Origin of the sequence: Kitasatospora phosalacinea, from assembly GCF_000717185.1 — a bacterium.
In the GTDB taxonomy this organism is placed as follows: Bacteria; Actinomycetota; Actinomycetes; order Streptomycetales; family Streptomycetaceae; genus Kitasatospora; species Kitasatospora phosalacinea_A.
In genome coordinates this window covers 1-18,934 of sequence record NZ_JNYE01000141.1, presented here as the reverse complement: position 1 = coordinate 18,934, position 18,934 = coordinate 1, and the positions used below count along the sequence as shown (strand labels likewise).

Here is an 18,934-nt window from a genome sequence, read left to right as displayed (position 1 = left end):
CGGCCGCCCCGGCCCGGGCGAGCGGCCCGCCGCGCTGCCCGGCAGCGCCCCCAGCGCGGGCCCGGCCCCGCAGCCGCCCACCGCGCCCGGCCCGGCGGAGCTCCCGGCCCGCGGCCGCCCCGCCCGGGCCTTCCCCGGCACGCCGGAGGTGCACCCCGGCGCCCGCGCCGACAGCGGCCCCACCGCCCTGCACCCGAGCCGCCGCACCGAGGGCGGCAGCCTGCTGGACGTGGTCCGGGTGGCGATCGTCATCCTCGACACCTCGGGCCGGGTGGTGCTGTGGAGCCCCGCCGCCGAGGAGATGCTCGGCTGGCCCAGCGAGGTGCTGGTCGGCCGCTCCGTCGACGAGCTGATCCCCGACCCGGGCCAGGTACAGCGCACCCGCGCCGCCCTCCAGGAGACGCTGCGCCGCGGCTCCTGGCACGGCTTCACCGAACTCGCCGACCGGGACGGCCTGCCGGTCGAGGTGGAGGCCCGGCTGTCGCTGCTGGTCGACGGCGACGGCGCCCCGTACGTGCAGGCCGCGCTCACCGAGGCCGCCGCGCTGCGCGCCGTCGAACGGGACCTCGCGGTCCGCGACGCCCTGTTCGAGCAGTCCCCGCTCGGCATCGCCGTGCTGGACACCGAACTGCGCTACACCGCCGTCAACCGCACCCTCGCCGAGATGAACGGCCTGCCCGCCGAGGAGCACATCGGCCGCACCACCGGCGAGACGCTGCCCGAGCGCTCCGCCGACGAGATCACCGCCGTCCAGCGCCAGGTGCTGGCCACCGGCGAGCCCGTCATCGACGTCACGCTGGCCTCCCCGTCCACCGCCCGCTCCGGCTACCGGTCGATCTCCTACAGCCGGATGACCGACCGCTCCGGCCGGGTGCTCGGCATCTCCGGCACCATCATGGACGTCACCGAGCGCTACCGGGCGGTGGCCAAGGTCGAGGGCGCCCGGCGCCGGCTGTCGCTGCTCAACGAGTTCGGCTCCCGGGTCGGCGACCTGCTGGACGCGTCGATGATCGCCCAGGAGCTGGCCGGGGCGGTCGTCCCGCGGCTCGCCGACTACGCCGGGGTGATCCTGCTGCAGGCCGTCGCGCACGGCGACGACCTGCCCCGGCACGGCCACGACCGGCACACCTCGCTGCTGCAGCTCGGCGTCGCCGCGATCCAGCAGGGCCCCGCCGTGGAGACCATGCTGCGGCACGGCGCCCGGGTCACCTTCGACGAGGACTCGGTCTTCGGCCGGGTGCTGCGCAGCGGCGTCCCCGAGATGCTCTCCGGCGGCAACTCCACCGAGGAGCTGTCCTTCGCGGGCGACCCCAAGGTCGAGGCCGCCCGCGAACTCGGCGTCCACTCCCGGCTGGTGGTCCCGCTGCGGGCCCGCGGCATCGTCATCGGCCTGCTGGTGGTCAGCCGGGCCGGCTACCGCGAGGGCTTCGACCGCGACGACCTCGCCTTCACCGTCGAGCTCGCCGACCGGGCCGGCAGCTCCCTCGACAACGCCCGCCTCTACGCCCGCGAGCGCACCGCCGCGCTCACCCTGCAGCGCACCCTGCTGCCGCAGCAGGTCCCGCAGCCCACCGGCGTCGAGGTCGCCTACCGGTACGTGCCCGGCTCCAGCGGCACCGAGGTCGGCGGCGACTGGTTCGACGTCATCCCGCTGCCCGACGACCGCACCGCCCTGGTGGTCGGCGACGTGATGGGCCACGGCCTGCGGGCCGCCGCCACGATGGGCCGGCTGCGCACCGCCGTCCGCGTGCTGGCCGCCCTCGACCTGGCCCCCGAGGTCGTCCTGCGGCACGTCCACGAACTCGCCGACGACCTCGCCCAGGGCCCCGACGAGGCCCTGCTCGCCACCTGCGTCTACGCGGTCTTCGACCCCGCCCGGCGCAGCCTGACCGTCACCAAGGCCGGCCACATCCCGCCGGTCCTGGTGGTGCCCGGAGCCGACGCCGAACCGGCCCGCTCCGGCGGCCCGCTGCCCGGCGGCGCGGGCCAGGTGCTCGACCTGCCCTCCGGCGCGCCGCTCGGCGTCGGCGGGGTGCCGTTCGAGTCCATCGAGATGGAGATCCCGGACGGCAGCCTGCTCGCCCTGTGCACCGACGGGCTGGTGGAGTCCCGGGACAAGGATCTGGACGTGGGACTGGGGAGGTTGATCACCGTGCTGGAACAGCCGTACGCCTCGATCCAGCAGGCGTGCGAGGCCGTCCTCGACACCATGGAGCAGGGCCGCGAGCCCGACGACGTGGCCCTGCTGCTGGCCCGGCTCGGCCGCGGCCGGGCCGAGTCGCCCACCGCGGGCTGGACGCTGCCCGCCGAGCCGACCGCGGTCTCCCGGGCCCGGCGCCTCGTCCGCGGCACGCTGGCCGACTGGGGCGTCGAGGAGCTCACCGACACCGCCGAACTGCTCGTCAGCGAACTGGTCACCAACGCCGTCCGGTACGCCAGCGCCCCGATCGGCGTCCGGCTCACCCTCGGCGAACTGCTCCTGGTCGAGATCTCCGACCCGCTGCCCGACCCGCCCAAGGAGCGCCACGCCGGGGCGGGCGACGAGGGCGGGCGCGGCCTCGAACTGGTCCGCAGGCTGGCCCTGCGCTGGGGCACCAGGGCCGAAGGGCTGGGCAAAGTCGTCTGGTTCGAGCTCGTGAACTCGGAGGTTCAACTACCCGATTCGATGTTGTGACGTTGAAGGGCGTGTGCGCCCGCGCCCGAATGATGAATACTCGGACAGCGAATACTCGGTCTTCTCGACACCGGATGGGCGCGGGTTGGAGGGGTCGGTCCGTTGAACAGCTTCCCGGCACGGAACGTGACGCACGGCAGCGGCAGTCATGCCGCGGTGCCGGAGCAGCCGGGTGCCCCGACGACCCCCGTCCCGCTGCCGCTCGGCTGGGGACAGGGCGCCTCGGGCACCATCTACGACTACATCCGGGTCGCGACCTTCGCGATCGGCCCGGACGGGCGGATCGCCCAGTGGAGCGACCGGGCCGCCGAGTTCTTCGGCGTCCCCGCCGCCGAGGCGGTCGGCGCCGACCCGATCACCGCGTTCATCCCGCGCGAGCTGTGGCAGCGCGGCCGGGCCCGGCTGGAGCGGATCCTGTCCGGCGAGGAGTGGGTCGGCACCGCCCCCTACCGCGACCTGTCCGGTGCCGAGAGCCTCGCCGAGGTCTACGCGATGCCCGCCAGCGCCGACGGCTCCGCCACCTGCCTGGCCGTCGACCTCGGCCGGCTGCGCGCCATCGAGACCGACCTGGCCGCCTCCGAGGCCGTCATCGGCCAGACGCCCACCGGGTTCTTCCTGTTCGACACCGACCTCAAGCTGCAGCGGGTCAACGCCGCCTTCGCGGCCGGCGTCGGCCGCAGCCCCGCCGCCCTCCAGGGCCTCGCCCCCGGCGACGTGTTCCGCCCCTCCGACGCGGACCGGCTGCTGCTCGCCCTGCGCAAGGTCCTCACCGGCCAGGAGCCCGTCCTCGACCTGCGGCTGTCCGGCCCGGTCCGGGCCGCCCGCCCCAGCGCCGGGCGCGACGAGGACCAGCGCACCTGGGCCGTCTCGCTGTACCGGCTCACCGCCGCGGGCGGCCGCCCGATCGGCGTGGCCGGGCAGGTCCAGGACGTCACCAGCCGGCACATCGCCGAACGCGAGGCCGCCGGGGTGCGCCGCAGCCTCGCCCTGCTGAACGAGGCCTCCACCCACATCGGCTCCACCCTCGACCTGGAGACCACCGCCAAGGAACTGCTCGACGTGATCGTCCCGCAGTTCTGCGACGTCGCCACCGTCGACCTGTACACCGCGCTGCTCACCGGCGACTCCGCCCCGCTCAGCGCCAACCCGGAGAGCGGGGAACTGCGCCGCGTCGCCGTCTCCAGCGTGGTCGGCAACGCCCCGTCCGTGCTCGGCAGCGAGCGCGGCGGCGTCCGGGTCGCCGAGGCCGGCGGCACGCTCTGCTACCCGCCGCGCTCCCCGCACGCCCGCGCCCTGCGCACCGGCCGCAGCGTCGTCCCGCAGCCCGGGCCCGACCCGCTGCTGCGCTCCACCCTGGTGGTGCCGCTGGTCGCCCGCGACCAGGTGCTCGGCCTGGTCCAGCTCTCCCGGGCGATCGGCAGCGAGCCGTTCGACGCCCGCGAGGTCGCGATCGCCGAGGAGCTCGTCGCCCGCGCCGCCGTCTGCGTCGACAACGCCCGGCTCTACCGCCGCGAGCACGAGCGCGCCCTGATCCTGCAGCGCAGCCTGCTGCCCCCCGGCAACCCGGCCGCCTCCGGCCTGGAGATCGCCCGCCGCTACCTGCCCAGCAACAACAACACCGAGGTCGGCGGCGACTGGTTCGACGTCATCCCGCTGCCCGGCAGCCGCACCGCCCTGGTGATCGGCGACGTGATGGGCCGCGGCCTGCGCGCCGCCGTCGCCATGGGCCAGCTCCGCACCGCCGTGCGCACCCTCGCCATGCTCGACCTCGACCCCGAAGAGGTGCTCTCCGCCCTCGACGAGATCGCCCGCGGCCTGGGCAACGACGAGGACCCGGACCGCTCCAGCGCCGAGGTCTACCTCGCCACCTGCGTCTACGCCGTGTACGACGCCGTCAAGCAGCGCTGCACCTTCGCCAACGCCGGGCACCTGCCGCCCGTCCTGCTCACCCCCGGCCAGGTCGCCCGCACCATCACCGTGCCGCCCGGCCTGCCGCTCGGCGTCGGCGGCGAGCCCTTCGAGGAGGTCACCGTCGACCTGCCCGAGGGCGCCGTGCTGGCCCTCTACACCGACGGCCTGGTGGAGTCCCGCAAGCACCAGCTCGACGAGGGCATCGACGCCTTCCGGGCCGCCCTGGCCGCCGGGTCCGCGCAGATCGAGGAGCTCTGCGACCAGGTCCTGGACGAGCTCAACCCGCACCACGGCGAGGACGACATCGCCCTGCTGATGGCCAAGGTCAAGGGCCTGCCCAAGGGCTCGGTCGGCGACTGGCGCTTCCCCTCCGAGCCGACCTCGGTCGCCAAGGCCCGCGAGGCCGCCTGCGGCTGGCTGCTGGAACGCGGCCTGGACGAACTGGTCGACACCTCCGAGCTGCTGGTCAGCGAGCTGGTCACCAACGCGCTGCGGCACGGCCGGGGCGAGATCCGGCTGCGCCTGCTGCGCGACAAGACCATGGTCTGCGAGGTCTGGGACGACGCCTACGCCCAGCCGCGCCAGCGCCGCGCCCAGGAGACCGACGAGGGCGGCCGCGGCCTGCAGCTCGTCTCGCTGCTGGCCGAGCGCTGGGGCAGCCGCCGCACCCCCAAGGGCAAGATCGTCTGGTTCGAGCTCGCGCTCTAGGCCCTGCCCGGCAGGATCGGCCGGACAGGGCCCAGGGCCCAGTTGTTCCAGGGCCCAGTCGTTCCAGGGCCCGGTCGTTCCAGGGCCCGGTCGTTCCAGGGCCCGGTCGTTCCAGGGCCTAGTCCAGGACGACCGCCGCGGCCCGCTGCTCCACCAGGGCGGTGCGGGCCAGGCCGGGCAGCACCCCGTGGGCCCGGGCCAGGGCCCGGCGGGCCTGCTCCGGCCGTCCGGAGGCCAGCAGGGCGGCCGCCAGCGAGCAGGCGGCGTCCGCCGTGCCCCACGCGTCCACGGAGCGCCGTGCGGCCGCGGAGGCGTGCTTCACGGCCTGCTCCCGCTCCCCGCGCAGCCGGTGCAGGTCGGCCCGGACCGCCGCGCCCGGTCGGCGGCCGCTGACCGCGTCGACGGCGGCGGCCAGCCGCGGCAGGTACTCGGCGGGCGGCAGCAGCCCCGCGTCGGCGGCGCACACCAGCGCCTCGGCGCGCGCCAGGTCGGCGAGCCAGCCGACCCGGGCCACCGGGGCGGCGACGGTGATCCGCTCGGCCCGCTCCAGGGCGGCGGCCCACTCGCCGGTCGCCAGCAGCACCCGCACCCGGGCCACGCCGTCGGCCAGGGTGCCGGTCTCCGGCTCGGCGGCCAGCGCGGCGGCCGCGTCGGCGATCCGCCCGCCCTCCAGCGCCCGGGCGGCCGCGACCTGCCCCGGGGTCGCGTACACCTCGGCCAGCGCGGCGGGGGAGGCGGCGGGCATCCGCAGCACCACCCAGCCCGGGCAGCCCGGGAAGGCGGCCTGGACGGCCAGCTCCACCAGCGCGGCCGTCAGCACCAGGCCGAACAGCTGCCAGGCGCCCGCGGTCGTCGCCAGCAGCCAGCCGCCCAGCAGCGGGGCCGGCAGGTACGCGGCCGTCACCGCCGCCCAGGCCCGCCACCGCGGCCCGGGGACGAGCTGGTAGGCGGCGGCGAAGAACGGCAGCGGCACCGAGCGCAGCACCAGCGGGCACCGGCCCAGCCGCACGGTGCGGGAGCGGCGGCCCGAGCCGACCAGGTAGAAGGCCGGGGCCAGCCCGGCGGGGCGGGCGAGCGCCGCCAGCCCGAGCTGGGTCAGCAGGTTGCCGGCGAGGGCCCCGCCGGCGAGGGCGAGCAGGCCGACGTGCAGCGGCGGGACCGTCACCCGGGACAGCAGGGGCTGCAGCAGGAACGCCCCGGCGAACACCGCGAGGAACAGCAGGATGCGGGTCTTCTTCTTCACCGGCGTAGCTTCCCGATCCCTTGGTGCGTACGGGAAGGAGCGAGACCCACTTGTGATCTCCACCGCCCCGCAGCCGCCCGTTTCGGCTCCGTTGGGGCCTTCCCCGTACGATGGGAAGAAGCCGAGGCATGTGCCGTGCCCGGCGGGTGGACCGGTGAATGCTGACGCGGGCCGGGCACCGTGACCCACGATTCCGGGAGAATCAGCGCCGCATGCCCACGCGCAACGACATTCGTAACGTCGCCATCGTCGCCCACGTCGACCACGGCAAGACCACCCTGGTCGACGCCATGCTGAAGCAGGCCGGTGCCTTCGCCGCCCACCAGCACCTCGACGACCGGATGATGGACTCGAACGACCTGGAGCGCGAGAAGGGCATCACCATTCTCGCGAAGAACACCGCGGTCAAGTACCACCCCAAGGACGGTGGCGCGCCGATCACCATCAACATCATCGACACCCCCGGCCACGCCGACTTCGGCGGCGAGGTCGAGCGCGGCCTGTCGATGGTGGACGCGGTCGTCCTGCTGGTCGACGCCTCCGAGGGCCCGCTGCCGCAGACCCGCTTCGTGCTGCGCAAGGCGCTCACGGCCCGGCTGCCCGTCATCCTGTGCATCAACAAGACCGACCGTCCGGACGCCCGGATCGACGAGGTCATCAACGAGACCTACGACCTGTTCCTGGACCTGGACGCGGACGAGGACCAGATCGAGTTCCCGATCGTCTTCGCCTGCGCCCGCGACGGCGTGGCCTCGCTGACCAAGCCGGAGAACGGCACCGTGCCGGCCGACTCCGAGAACCTGGAGCCGTTCTTCTCCACCATCCTGGAGCACGTCCCGGCCCCGGTCTACGACGAGGACGCCCCGCTGCAGGCGCACGTCACCAACCTGGACGCCGACAACTTCCTCGGCCGCATCGCGCTGCTCCGGGTCGAGCAGGGCGAGCTGCGCAAGGGCCAGACGGTGGCCTGGATCAAGCGCGACGGCTCGATCCAGAACGTCCGGATCTCCGAGCTGCTGATGACCGAGGCGCTCACCCGCAAGCCCGCCGAGGTGGCCGGCCCCGGTGACATCTGCGCCGTCGCGGGCATCGGCGACATCATGATCGGCGAGACCCTCGCGGACACCGAGAACCCGATCGCGCTGCCGCTGATCACCGTCGACGAGCCGGCGATCTCGATGACCATCGGCACCAACACCTCGCCGCTGGTCGGCAAGGGCGGCTCCGGCAAGGGCGCGGACGCCAAGTCCGGCGCCAAGGTGGACCGCAAGGTGACCGCCCGCCAGGTGAAGGACCGCCTGGACCGCGAGCTGATCGGCAACGTCTCGCTGCGCGTGCTGGAGACCGAGCGCCCGGACGCCTGGGAGGTGCAGGGCCGCGGCGAGCTGGCGCTGGCCATCCTGATCGAGACCATGCGCCGCGAGGGCTTCGAGCTGACCGTCGGCAAGCCGCAGGTGGTCACCCGCGAGGTCAACGGCAAGACCCACGAGCCGGTCGAGCGCCTCACCGTGGACGTCCCCGAGGAGCACATGGGCGCCGTCACGCAGCTCATGGGCATCCGCAAGGGCCGGATGGACAACATGTCCAACCACGGCTCGGGCTGGGTCCGGATGGAGTTCGTGGTGCCGTCCCGCGGCCTGATCGGCTTCCGCACCGAGTTCCTCACCAACACCCGCGGCACCGGCATCGCGCACTCGATCCACGAGGGCTACGAGCCGTGGTTCGGCAACCTGACCACCCGCAACAACGGCTCCCTGGTCGCCGACCGCTCCGGCGTGGTCACCGCCTTCGCGATGACCAACCTGCAGGAGCGCGGCGTGCTGTTCATCGACCCGGGCACCGAGGTGTACGAGGGCATGATCGTCGGCGAGAACTCGCGCGCCGACGACATGGACGTGAACATCACCAAGGAGAAGAAGCTCACCAACATGCGTTCCTCGAACGCCGACGTGGCGGAGTCCATCGTGCCGCCGCGCAAGCTCTCGCTGGAGCAGTCGCTGGAGTTCTGCCGCGAGGACGAGTGCATCGAGGTGACCCCGGAGACCGTGCGCATCCGCAAGGTCGTCCTGGACGCCAAGGACCGCGGCCGCACCGCCTCGCGCGCCAAGAAGGGCTGACACCCCCGGCTCCACCCCTGTTCGGCCGACCGGCCGGCGTCCTCGCGGACGCCGGCCGGTCGCGTTTTCGGTGACGTTGCGTCACGGCCCACCGGAGGCGGGGCGTTCGTTAATCGGACGTCACTGATCGTCATCCGTGAGAACTGTCCGTTTCGCCCGTGTCTGGGTATGTCTCGAATGTCCGTTTTCCGAGACTAACTCACCGTTCATGTGACCAAATTGAAATCCGGAATGGTCATTTCCGTATCCGTGAGTGACCGATAGTGGGTGCAGTCGAGCTCGGGTCGAGGCTCCTGCGCAGGGGTGCGCGCCAGGCCGCGAGCGATCTGCAACACGATTTCAGGAGGCACACCCATGCGCGGTGCCAACCAGGCCAAGTGGGTTGTCGCAGCCGTCGCGGTCGCCCTCGCCGCTACCGCTTGCGGCAGCAACGGCGGAAGCTCTTCCGGCAGCTCCAACGGTGGCGGGGCGGTCAACGCCCAGGGCACGTTCAGCTACCAGAGCACCGAGCCGCAGAACCCGCTCCAGCCGGCGAACGCCATGGAGGTCGGCGGCGGCCGCATCATCAAGACCCTGTTCAAGGGCCTGGTGGACTACGACCCCAGCAACGGCCAGCTGCGCAACCAGGTCGCCGACAAGATCGAGACCACCGACGCGCAGAACTACACCGTCACCCTGAAGTCGGGCTGGACCTTCCACGACGGCACCCCGGTGACCGCCAAGTCCTTCGTGGACGCGTGGAACTGGTCGGCCAACGTCAAGAACAACCAGATCAACTCCGACTGGTTCTCCGACATCCAGGGCTACACCGACGTCCACCCGGACGAGGGCGACCCGAAGGCCACGACCATGTCCGGTCTGAAGGTCGTCGACGACACCCACTTCACCATCGCCCTGGACGGCCCGGTCTCGTACTTCGAGTACAAGCTCGGCTACACCGCCTTCTCGCCGCTGCCCGAGGTGTTCTTCACCGACCCGGCGAAGTACGGCCAGTCCCCGGTCGGCAACGGCCCCTACAAGTTCGTCTCGTGGGAGCACAACAAGGCCGTCACCGTCGCCGCCTACGACAAGTACGCGGGCGTCGACAAGCCGAAGAACGCCGGCATCGTCTTCAAGAACTACGCCCAGGCCGAGGGCGCCTACAAGGACCTCGTCTCCGACAACCTGGACGTGCTGGACCAGGTCGACCCGAGCGACCTGGCCTCCTACAAGAGCGACCTGGGCGACCGCGCGGTCGACCAGGCCCAGGGCGCCATCCAGTCGATCTCCTTCTCGCTCTACGCGGACGACTGGAAGCCGGAGAACCTGGCCAAGGTCCGCCAGGGCCTGTCGATGGCGATCGACCGCGACACCATCACCAAGACGGTGCTCAACGGCTCCCGCCAGCCCGCCAACTCCTGGGTCGCCCCGGGTGCCATGGGCTACAAGGACGACACCTGCGGCGAGTACTGCACGTTCAACCCGGAGAAGGCCAAGCAGCTGATCACCGAGGGCGGCGGCGTCCCCGGCAACAAGATCACCGTGCTGTACAACGCCGACGGCGGCCACAAGGAGTGGGTGGACGCGGTCTGCAACTCCATCCGCCAGGCCACCGGCGTGGAGTGCGTCGGCGACGCCAAGCCGGACTTCAAGACCTCGCGCGACCTGATCAAGAACAAGAAGGTCGACGGTCTGATGCGCACCGGCTGGGTGCAGGACTACCCGCTGAACGCCAACTACCTGCGCGACGTGTTCGGCACCGGCGCCGCGGCCAACGACGCGGGCTACTCCAGCCCGGCGTTCGACCAGCTGGCCGCCGAGGCGGACAAGGCCACCTCGGTGGAGAAGACCGCCGAGCTGTACCAGCAGGCCGAGGCCCAGCTGGCCAAGGACATGCCGGCCATCCCGCTCTGGTACTACAAGACCACCGCCGGTTACTCGAAGAACGTGCAGAACGTGAAGTACGACTCCTTCGGTGACCCGGTCTTCACCCAGGTCGAGGTCAAGCAGAAGTAACCGAGCCGGCACCGCACGGCTCGAACAGACACGGCCGGTGCCGTGCCCCGCCCCACCGGGCGGTCCGGCACCGGCCGTTGTCACGTCCAGAACTCTGACACCGGGACGACAGCCCGTCAGAGCAGTCAATTGGAGGCACGATGGGGCGCTACGTCGCGAGGCGACTGCTCCAGATGATCCCGGTGTTCCTGGGCACGGTCACCATCATCTTCTTCATGACCCGCATGCTGCCCGGTGACCCCGCGGCCGCGATGTGGGGCGACAAGGCCGCCGACCCGGCCCAGCTCGCCGCGTTCAAGCACGCCCGCGGACTCGACCTGTCGAAGTGGCAGCAGTACCTCCACTACATGGGGGACCTGTTCACCGGCGACTTCGGGCTGACGATGAACAACCGCAAGGTCATCGACGTGATCGGCGAGGCCCTCCCGGTCACCATCCGACTGGCGCTGCTGGCCTTCGTCTTCGAGCTGGTCGTCGGCATCGGCATCGGCCTGTTCGCGGGCCTGCGCCGCGGCAAGGCGTTCGACAAGTCGACGCTGGTGCTGACCCTGCTGCTGATCTCGATCCCCGTCCCGGTGCTCGGCTTCGTCTTCCAGAACGTCTTCGCGATCCAGCTCGGCTGGGTCACCCCGACGGTGCAGAGCTCGACCAACCTGGGCCAGCTGATCCTGCCCGCCGTCGTGCTGGGCTCGATCTCGCTCGCGTACGTCGCCCGCCTCACCCGGACCTCCATCGCGGAGAACCTGAAGGCCGACTACATGCGCACCGCGGTCGCGAAGGGCCTGCCCAGGCGCAAGGTGATCGGCACCCACCTGCTGCGCAACTCGATAATCCCGGTGATCACCTTCCTGGGCACCGACCTGGGCGCCCTGATGGGCGGCGCGATCGTCACCGAGGGCATCTTCAACGTCCAGGGCGTCGGCAACTCGCTGTACCACGCCATCGGCCGCAGCGAGGGTGCGACCGTCTCCGGCTTCGTCGTGGTGCTGGTGCTGGTCTTCCTCTTCGCCAGCCTGCTCGTCGACCTGCTCTACGCGGTCCTGGACCCGAGGATCCGGTATGCCTGACATGATCGAGAAGTCCGCCCCCGCAGGAGAGGACGCGATCCCCGCGCAGCGGGGCGGCGCCGTCGCCGAGGCGAAGGCCGAGAAGCCCCGCAGCCTCGGCCTGGACGCCTGGCACGACCTGCGCAAGCGTCCGGTCTTCATCATCTCCGCGGTGCTGATCGTCGTGCTGGTGCTGTTCGCGATCGCCCCCGGCCTGTTCACCTCGGTGGACCCGCGGGCCGGCGACCTGAGCAAGCACTACCTGTCCAAGCCGAACTACCTGCACCTCTTCCAGGCGGACTGGTTCGGCTACGACGGCCAGGGGCGCTCCATCTACGCCCGGATGATCTACGGCGCCCGCGCCTCGATGGTCGTCGGCATCTGCGTCACCGCCGGTGTCACGATCGTCGGCGGCCTGCTGGGCATGGCGGCCGGCTACTACGGCGGCTGGGTCGACACGATCATCTCCCGCTTCACCGACATGGCCTTCGGCATCCCGCTGCTGCTCGGCGCGCTGGTCATCCTGAACGCCTTCCAGGTCCGCACGGTCTGGTCGGTGGTGTTCGCCCTGGTCGTCCTCGGCTGGACGCAGATGACCCGCGTGATGCGCGGCTCGGTGATCACCGTCAAGCAGTCCGACTACGTGACCGCGGCCAAGGCGCTCGGCGCCGGCACCGGCCGGATCATGTTCAAGCACATCCTGCCGAACGCGATCGCCCCGGTGATCGTGGTCGCGACCATCGCGCTGGGCGGCTACATCGCCGCCGAGGCCACGCTGAGCTTCCTCGGCATCGGCCTCCAGGACCCGACCATCTCCTGGGGCATCGACATCAACTCGGCCCAGAAGGTGATCCGCCAGGCGCCGTTCGTGCTGTTCTTCCCGGCCGGCATGCTCTCCGTCACCGTGCTGGCGTTCATCATGCTCGGCGACGCGGTCCGCGACGCCCTCGACCCGAAGCTGCGCTGAGAGAGGCGGCCCGCACCATGACCACCGCACCCGAGAAGACCACTGCCGCCAAGGACCGTCCGGTCCCCGGCACCCCGCTGCTCGAAGTCCGCGACCTGCACGTCGAGTTCAAGACCCGGGACGGCGTCGCCAAGGCCGTCAACGGCGTCAACTACTCGGTCGCCGCGGGCGAGACGCTGGCCGTGCTCGGCGAGTCCGGCTCCGGCAAGTCCGTCACCGCGCAGACCATCATGGGCATCCTCGACATGCCGCCCGGCCGGATCACCTCCGGGGAGATCCTGTTCCGCGGCCAGGACATGCTGAAGATGTCGGGCGAGGAGCGGCGCAGGATCCGCGGCCGCAAGATCGCGATGATCTTCCAGGACGCGCTGTCCTCGCTCAACCCGGTGCTCTCCGTCGGCTACCAGCTCGGCGAGATGTTCCGCGTGCACGAGGGCGCCTCCAAGAAGGAGGCCAAGATCCTGATCACCCACGACCTCGGCGTGGTCGCCGACGTCGCCGACAAGATCGCCGTCATGTACGCGGGCCGGATCGTCGAGACCGCCCCCGTCCACGACCTGTACGCCCGCCCCGCCCACCCCTACACCGAGGGCCTGCTCCGGTCGATCCCGCGACTGGACCAGAAGGGCGAGGAGCTGTACGCGATCAAGGGCCTGCCGCCCAACCTCTACAAGGTCCCGGCCGGCTGCGCGTTCAACCCGCGCTGCGACGCCGCCACCGACCTGTGCCGCACCGAGAGCCCCGCCCTGCACCAGGTCACCGACCGGGACGGCGCCGAGCTCGCCGGGCGCGCCAGCGCCTGCCACTTCTGGAAGGAGACCCTCCGTGGCTGAGCCCATCCTGGAGGTCCGCGACCTGGTCAAGCACTACCCGCTGACCCAGGGCGTCCTGTTCAAGAAGCAGGTCGGCGCGGTCAAGGCCGTCGACGGCATCTCCTTCACCCTCCGCAAGGGCGAGACGCTCGGCATCGTCGGCGAGTCCGGCTGCGGCAAGTCGACCCTCGCCAAGGTCCTGATGAACCTGGAGCGGGCCACCGCGGGCCAGGTGCTCTACAAGGGCGAGGACATCTCCCGGCTGTCCGGCGCGGCCCTCAAGGCCGTCCGCCGCAACATCCAGATGGTGTTCCAGGACCCGTACACCTCGCTGAACCCGCGGATGACGGTCGGCGACATCATCGGCGAGCCGTACGAGATCCACCCCGAGGTGGCCCCCAAGGGCGACCGGCGCAAGGCCGTGCAGGACCTGCTGGACGTGGTCGGGCTGAACCCCGAGTACATCAACCGGTACCCGCACCAGTTCTCCGGCGGCCAGCGCCAGCGCATCGGCATCGCCCGCGGCCTGGCCCTCAAGCCGGAGGTGATCATCTGCGACGAGCCGGTCTCCGCGCTGGACGTCTCGGTGCAGGCCCAGGTGATCAACCTGCTGGAGCAGCTGCAGCAGGACTTCGAGCTCTCCTACATGTTCATCGCGCACGACCTCTCGATCGTCCGGCACATCTCCGACCGGGTCGGCGTGATGTACCTCGGCAAGATGGTCGAGATCGGCACCGACCTGGAGATCTACGACCACGCCACCCACCCGTACACCCAGGCGCTGCTGTCCGCCGTGCCGGTGCCCGACCCGAGCGACCGGGAGAAGCGGGAGCGGATCATCCTCTCCGGCGACATCCCGTCCCCGGCCAACCCGCCGTCCGGCTGCCGGTTCCGCACCCGCTGCTGGAAGGCGGAGGAGCGCTGCTCCACCGAGCTCCCGCTGCTGGCCGTGCCCGAGCTGCCGGCCGGCGGCGCCAGGCACGAGTCGGCCTGCCACTTCGCGGCCGAGCGGGAGACCGCGGCCGCCGCGTAGCGACGGCAGCGGCACTGACGGGCCCTCAGCAGGGGCGCCGGGCGACACGCCCGGCGCCCCTGCGCCGTTCCTCCCCCGTCCGGCCCTACTGCGGTCGCGCCGCAACTGCCGGGCCCTTCTCATGGGGTGAGATGCGTCTCATACACCCCTGAGGAGGAAGCTCCATGCCTACAGGCACCCGCGTGCGCTGGGCCGTTGTCAGTGCGACGTCCGTGGCCCTGGTGGCCACGGGTTGTGGCAGCAGCGGGGACAGCGGCTCCGGTGGCGGCTCGTCGGACACCAGCAAGACCTTCACGTACCAGAGCAGCGAGCCGCAGAACCCGCTCCAGCCGGCCAACGCCAACGAGGTCGGCGGCGGACGCATCGTGCAGAACCTGTTCAAGGGCCTGGCGGACTACGACCCCTCCAGCGGCAAGCTCCGCATGCAGGTCGCCGACTCGATCGACACCAGCGACGCGCAGACCTACACCGTGACGCTGAAGTCGGGCTGGACGTTCCACGACGGGACGCCGGTGACCGCGCAGAGCTTCGTGGACGCCTGGAACTGGGCGGCCAACGTCGGCAACAACCAGATCAACAGCTCCTGGTTCGGCGACATCGAGGGCTACAAGGACGTCCACCCGGAGAACGGCTCGCCGACCACCGACAAGATGTCCGGCCTGACCGTCCAGGACGACACCCACTTCACGATCAAGCTGTACAACAAGGTCTCGTACTTCCCGTACAAGCTGGGGTACGTGGCCTTCTCGCCGCTCCCGGAGGGGTTCTTCAAGGACCCGGCGGGCTACGGGCAGAAGCCGGTGGGCAACGGGCCGTACGAGTTCGTCAGCTGGGACCACAACTCGCAGGTGGTCACCAAGACCTTCGCCAACTACCAGGGCGTGGACAAGCCGAAGAACGGCGGCGTCGTCTTCAAGATGTACACCACCGCCGAGGCCGCCTACGCGGACCTGCAGTCGAACAACCTGGACGTGATGGACCAGGTGCCGCCGTCGGCGCTGGCGAACTACAAGAACGACCTGGGCGACCGGGCGATCGACGCCCCGCAGGGCGCGATCCAGAACATCGGCTTCACCCTCTACCAGCCCGAGTGGCAGGGCGCGAACACCGCCAAGGTCCGGCAGGGCCTGTCGATGGCGATCGACCGCGACACCATCACCAAGACGGTGCTGCAGGGCTCGCGCAAGTCGGCCACCGCGTGGGTCGCCGAGGGCGTCGAGGGCTACAAGTCCGGTACCTGCGGGGACTTCTGCACGTACAACCCGGACAAGGCGAAGCAGCTGATCCAGGAGGGCGGCGGCGTCCCCGGCAACGCGATCAAGATCACGTACAACGCGGACGGCGGCCACAAGGAGTGGGTGGACGCGGTCTGCAACTCGATCCGGCAGGCCACCGGGGTGAACTGCAGCGGCGACGCGAAGACCGACTTCAAGACCGCCCGCGCGGCGATCACCGGGCACCAGATCAACGGCCTGTTCCGCACCGGCTGGGTGCAGGACTACCCGCTGAACGCCAACTTCCTGGCGGACGTCTACCGCACCGGCGCGGCCTCCAACGACACCGGCTACTCCAGCCCCGAGTTCGACAAGCTCGCCAACGAGGCCGACCAGGCCGACTCGATCCAGGACACCGCGACCGGCTACCAGAAGGCCGAGGAGCAGCTGGCGCTCGACATGCCCGCCATCCCGCTCTGGTACTACCGGACCAACTCCGGCTTCTCCACCAACGTGCAGAACGTCGAGTTCGACTCCTTCGGCAACCCGGCCTGGACCCAGGTCGAGGTCAAGGGCTGACCTGCCCGGCACCGGCCCCGTCCTCCCCGCACGGAGGGCGGGGCTCCGGTACTACGTCACCCCTTCGGAGGGAGGGCTCCCATGGGCCACTACGTCCTACGCCGCGTGCTCCAGATGATCCCGGTGTTCTTCGGCGCCACGCTGCTGATCTTCCTGATGGTGTACAGCCTGCCGGGCGACCCGATCGCCGCGATGTTCGGCGACAAGGCGGCTGACCCGGCGCAGGTCGCCAGCCTGCGGCACCAGTACTACCTCGACCAGCCGCTGTGGAAGCAGTACCTGCACTACATGAACAACATCTTCCACCTGGACTTCGGCACCAGCTTCACCGGCCGACCGGTCTCCGAGATCATGGCGGACGCCTTCCCGGTCACCATCCGGCTGGCCCTGGTCGCCTTCTTCTTCGAGATCTTCATCGGCCTGCCGCTCGGCCTGATCGCGGGCCTGTACCGCGGCAGCATCGCCGACACCCTGGTGCTGGTGCTGACCCTGATCGTCATCTCGATCCCGGTGTTCGTGCTCGGCTACATCGCGCAGACGATCTTCGCGATCAACCTGGGCTGGGTCACCGCGACCGTCCAGGACTCCACGGACATCACCCAGCTGATCCTGCCCGGCCTGGTCCTGGCCTCGCTGTCGCTGGCGTACGTCGCCCGGCTCACCCGCACCTCGATCGGCGAGAACCTGCGCGCCGACTACATGCGCACCGCGGTGGCCAAGGGCCTGCCCCGGCAGACCGTCATCGGGCGGCACCTGCTGCGCAACTCGCTGATCCCGGTGGTGACCTTCCTGGGCACCGACCTGGGCGCCCTGATGGGCGGCGCGATCGTCACCGAGGGCATCTTCAACATCGCCGGCGTCGGCAACGTCCTCTACAAGGCGATCAACCAGAAGGAAGGCCCGACGGTGGTCGGCATCGTCACCGTGCTGGTGCTGGTGTACCTGGTCGCCAGCCTGGTCGTCGACCTGCTGTACGCCGTCCTGGACCCGAGGATCCGCTATGCCTGAGCGCAACGAGGACATCCCCGACGGGCACGACCCGCTGCGGAACATCCAGCCGACCGACAGCGACCACCTGGACTACGTCGGCCAGCAGGGGTTGGCAGTGGAGCAGGAGACCCTGATCGAGCCCGACACGGTCAAGCGGGAGCAGGCCCGCAGCCTGTGGGGCGACGCCTGGCGGGACCTGCGCAAGCGGCCCACCTTCATCATCTCGGCGCTGCTGATCCTGCTGCTGATCGTGATCGCGATCTGGCCCGGCCTGTTCACCAACGCCGACCCGCGGGCCGCCGACCTGACCCAGGACTACCTGCGCAAGCCCGACTACACCGACTTCTTCGGGGCCGGCTGGTTCGGCTACGACGGGCAGGGCCGCTCCATCTACGCCCGGGTGCTCTACGGCGCGCGGGCCTCGATCACGGTCGGCATCTGCGTCACCCTGGCGGTCACCGTCCTGGGCGGGCTGGCCGGCATGGTCTCCGGGTACTTCGGCGGCTGGGTCGACTCGGTGATCTCCCGGGTCATCGACATCTTCTTCGGCATCCCGCTGCTGCTCGGCGCTCTGGTGCTGCTGAACGCGTTCTCCGTCCGCACCGTCTGGTCGGTGGTCATCGCGCTGGCCTTCCTCGGCTGGACGCAGCTGGCCCGCGTGATGCGCGGCTCGGTGATCACCGTCAAGCAGTCCGACTACGTGGTCGCCGGGCGGGCGCTCGGCGCCGGCACCGGGCGGCTGATGTTCCGGCACATCCTGCCGAACGCGCTGGCCCCGGTGATCGTGGTCGCGACCATCGCGCTGGGCGGCTACATCACCGCCGAGGCCACGCTGAGCTTCCTCGGCATCGGCCTGCAGGACCCGACGATCTCCTGGGGCGTGGACATCTCCTCCGCGCAGAAGGTGATCCGGCAGGCCCCGTTCGCCCTGTTCTTCCCGGCCGCCGCGCTCTCCGTCACCGTGCTGGCCTTCATCATGCTGGGCGACGCGGTGCGCGACGCCCTCGATCCGAAGCTGCGCTGAGCGAGGGGACACCAGGCACATGACCACTGCCGCCGACCAGGCCCGCACGGCCCGCGAGGAACCCTTCGCCGGGCCGCTGCTGGACGTGAAGGACCTGCACGTCGAGTTCAAGACCAGGGAGGGCGTCGCCAAGGCCGTCAACGGCGTCAACTACACCGTCAGCGCGGGCGAGACGCTGGCGGTGCTCGGCGAGTCCGGCTCCGGCAAGTCCGTCACCGCGCAGGCCGTCATGGGCATCCTCGACATGCCGCCGGCCAGCATCCCCCAGGGGGAGATCCTGTACCGCGGCCGGGACATGCTCAAGATGTCGAAGGACGAGCGGCGCAAGATCCGCGGGCAGAAGATCGCGATGATCTTCCAGGACGCGCTGTCCTCGCTCAACCCGGTGCTCACCGTCGGCTACCAGCTCGGCGAGATGTACCGCAAGCACCGCGGCGACAACCGCAAGGACGCCAAGGCCAAGGCGATCGAGCTGATGGACCGGGTCCGCATCCCGGCCGCCAAGGAACGGGTCAACGACTACCCGCACCAGTTCTCCGGCGGCATGCGCCAGCGCATCATGATCGCGATGGCGCTGGCCCTGGAGCCGGACCTGATCATCGCGGACGAGCCCACCACCGC

The 18,934-nt window shown here is 70.9% G+C and carries 13 protein-coding genes; 12 read left to right on the top strand and 1 reads right to left on the bottom strand.

The genetic code is table 11. The features are described 5' to 3' along the window. Both OO57_RS35520 and OO57_RS35515 read left to right on the top strand, forming a co-directional pair. A partial coding sequence (locus OO57_RS35520; RefSeq protein WP_324606817.1) for a SpoIIE family protein phosphatase occupies positions 1–2,674 on the top strand: 2,674 nt, incomplete at its 5' end. Positions 2,675–2,830: 156 nt separating this feature from the next. Then, the gene (locus tag OO57_RS35515; protein ID WP_418909939.1) at positions 2,831–5,293 is read left to right on the top strand and encodes a SpoIIE family protein phosphatase; all 2,463 of its coding nucleotides are present in this window, start codon (positions 2,831–2,833) and stop codon (positions 5,291–5,293) included. A 118-nt stretch (positions 5,294–5,411) separates the two neighbouring features. On the opposite strand, the gene OO57_RS35510 is transcribed toward OO57_RS35515, so the two are convergent. Beyond that, positions 5,412–6,536 carry a hypothetical protein gene (locus OO57_RS35510; protein WP_033256927.1) on the bottom strand — a complete coding sequence of 375 codons (1,125 nt, stop codon included), beginning with the start codon at positions 6,534–6,536 and terminating at the stop codon, positions 5,412–5,414. A gap of 212 nt (positions 6,537–6,748) precedes the next feature. Here OO57_RS35510 and typA point away from each other — a divergent pair, with 212 nt between their 5' ends. The 10 genes from typA to OO57_RS35460 all read left to right on the top strand — a co-directional run. Beyond that, positions 6,749–8,653, top strand: a complete 1,905-nt coding sequence (typA, locus tag OO57_RS35505) for a translational GTPase TypA (protein WP_033256926.1) — start codon at positions 6,749–6,751, stop codon at positions 8,651–8,653. Positions 8,654–9,007: 354 nt separating this feature from the next. Beyond that, on the top strand, positions 9,008–10,648 hold the full coding sequence (locus OO57_RS35500) for a peptide ABC transporter substrate-binding protein (RefSeq protein WP_033256925.1): 1,641 nt from the start codon (positions 9,008–9,010) through the stop codon (positions 10,646–10,648). A 140-nt stretch (positions 10,649–10,788) separates the two neighbouring features. Continuing rightward, positions 10,789–11,715 carry an ABC transporter permease gene (locus OO57_RS35495; RefSeq protein ID WP_033256924.1) on the top strand — a complete coding sequence of 309 codons (927 nt, stop codon included), beginning with the start codon at positions 10,789–10,791 and terminating at the stop codon, positions 11,713–11,715. Continuing rightward, the gene (locus OO57_RS35490; RefSeq protein ID WP_033256923.1) at positions 11,708–12,661 is read left to right on the top strand and encodes an ABC transporter permease; all 954 of its coding nucleotides are present in this window, start codon (positions 11,708–11,710) and stop codon (positions 12,659–12,661) included. The genes OO57_RS35495 and OO57_RS35490 overlap by 8 nt, the downstream gene beginning before the upstream one ends. A gap of 17 nt (positions 12,662–12,678) precedes the next feature. After that, a complete protein-coding gene (locus OO57_RS35485) occupies positions 12,679–13,494 on the top strand; it encodes an ABC transporter ATP-binding protein (RefSeq protein WP_033256922.1) in 816 nt (271 codons plus the stop codon). Then, positions 13,487–14,506 carry an ABC transporter ATP-binding protein gene (locus OO57_RS35480; protein WP_033256921.1) on the top strand — a complete coding sequence of 340 codons (1,020 nt, stop codon included), beginning with the start codon at positions 13,487–13,489 and terminating at the stop codon, positions 14,504–14,506. The genes OO57_RS35485 and OO57_RS35480 overlap by 8 nt, the downstream gene beginning before the upstream one ends. A gap of 164 nt (positions 14,507–14,670) precedes the next feature. Further along, positions 14,671–16,299: a peptide ABC transporter substrate-binding protein gene (locus OO57_RS35475; RefSeq protein WP_033256920.1), complete on the top strand. Its 1,629-nt coding sequence runs from the start codon at positions 14,671–14,673 to the stop codon at positions 16,297–16,299. A gap of 81 nt (positions 16,300–16,380) precedes the next feature. Further along, positions 16,381–17,307: an ABC transporter permease gene (locus OO57_RS35470; protein ID WP_033256919.1), complete on the top strand. Its 927-nt coding sequence runs from the start codon at positions 16,381–16,383 to the stop codon at positions 17,305–17,307. Beyond that, on the top strand, positions 17,300–18,313 hold the full coding sequence (locus OO57_RS35465) for an ABC transporter permease (RefSeq protein ID WP_033256918.1): 1,014 nt from the start codon (positions 17,300–17,302) through the stop codon (positions 18,311–18,313). Before OO57_RS35470 ends, OO57_RS35465 begins: the two co-directional genes overlap by 8 nt. A gap of 19 nt (positions 18,314–18,332) precedes the next feature. Then, the coding region (locus OO57_RS35460) for an ABC transporter ATP-binding protein (protein ID WP_033256917.1) at positions 18,333–18,934 on the top strand (602 nt) is incomplete at its 3' end.

Bases quoted from the DNA above. Each gene is read 5' to 3' on its own strand.
- typA (WP_033256926.1), top strand. From the start codon at position 6,749: ATGCCCACGCGCAACGACATTCGTAACGTCGCCATCGTCGCCCACGTC.
- OO57_RS35500 (WP_033256925.1), top strand. From the start codon at position 9,008: ATGCGCGGTGCCAACCAGGCCAAGTGGGTTGTCGCAGCCGTCGCGGTC.
- OO57_RS35495 (WP_033256924.1), top strand. From the start codon at position 10,789: ATGGGGCGCTACGTCGCGAGGCGACTGCTCCAGATGATCCCGGTGTTC.
- OO57_RS35490 (WP_033256923.1), top strand. From the start codon at position 11,708: ATGCCTGACATGATCGAGAAGTCCGCCCCCGCAGGAGAGGACGCGATC.
- OO57_RS35485 (WP_033256922.1), top strand. From the start codon at position 12,679: ATGACCACCGCACCCGAGAAGACCACTGCCGCCAAGGACCGTCCGGTC.
- OO57_RS35475 (WP_033256920.1), top strand. From the start codon at position 14,671: ATGCCTACAGGCACCCGCGTGCGCTGGGCCGTTGTCAGTGCGACGTCC.
- OO57_RS35470 (WP_033256919.1), top strand. From the start codon at position 16,381: ATGGGCCACTACGTCCTACGCCGCGTGCTCCAGATGATCCCGGTGTTC.
- OO57_RS35465 (WP_033256918.1), top strand. From the start codon at position 17,300: ATGCCTGAGCGCAACGAGGACATCCCCGACGGGCACGACCCGCTGCGG.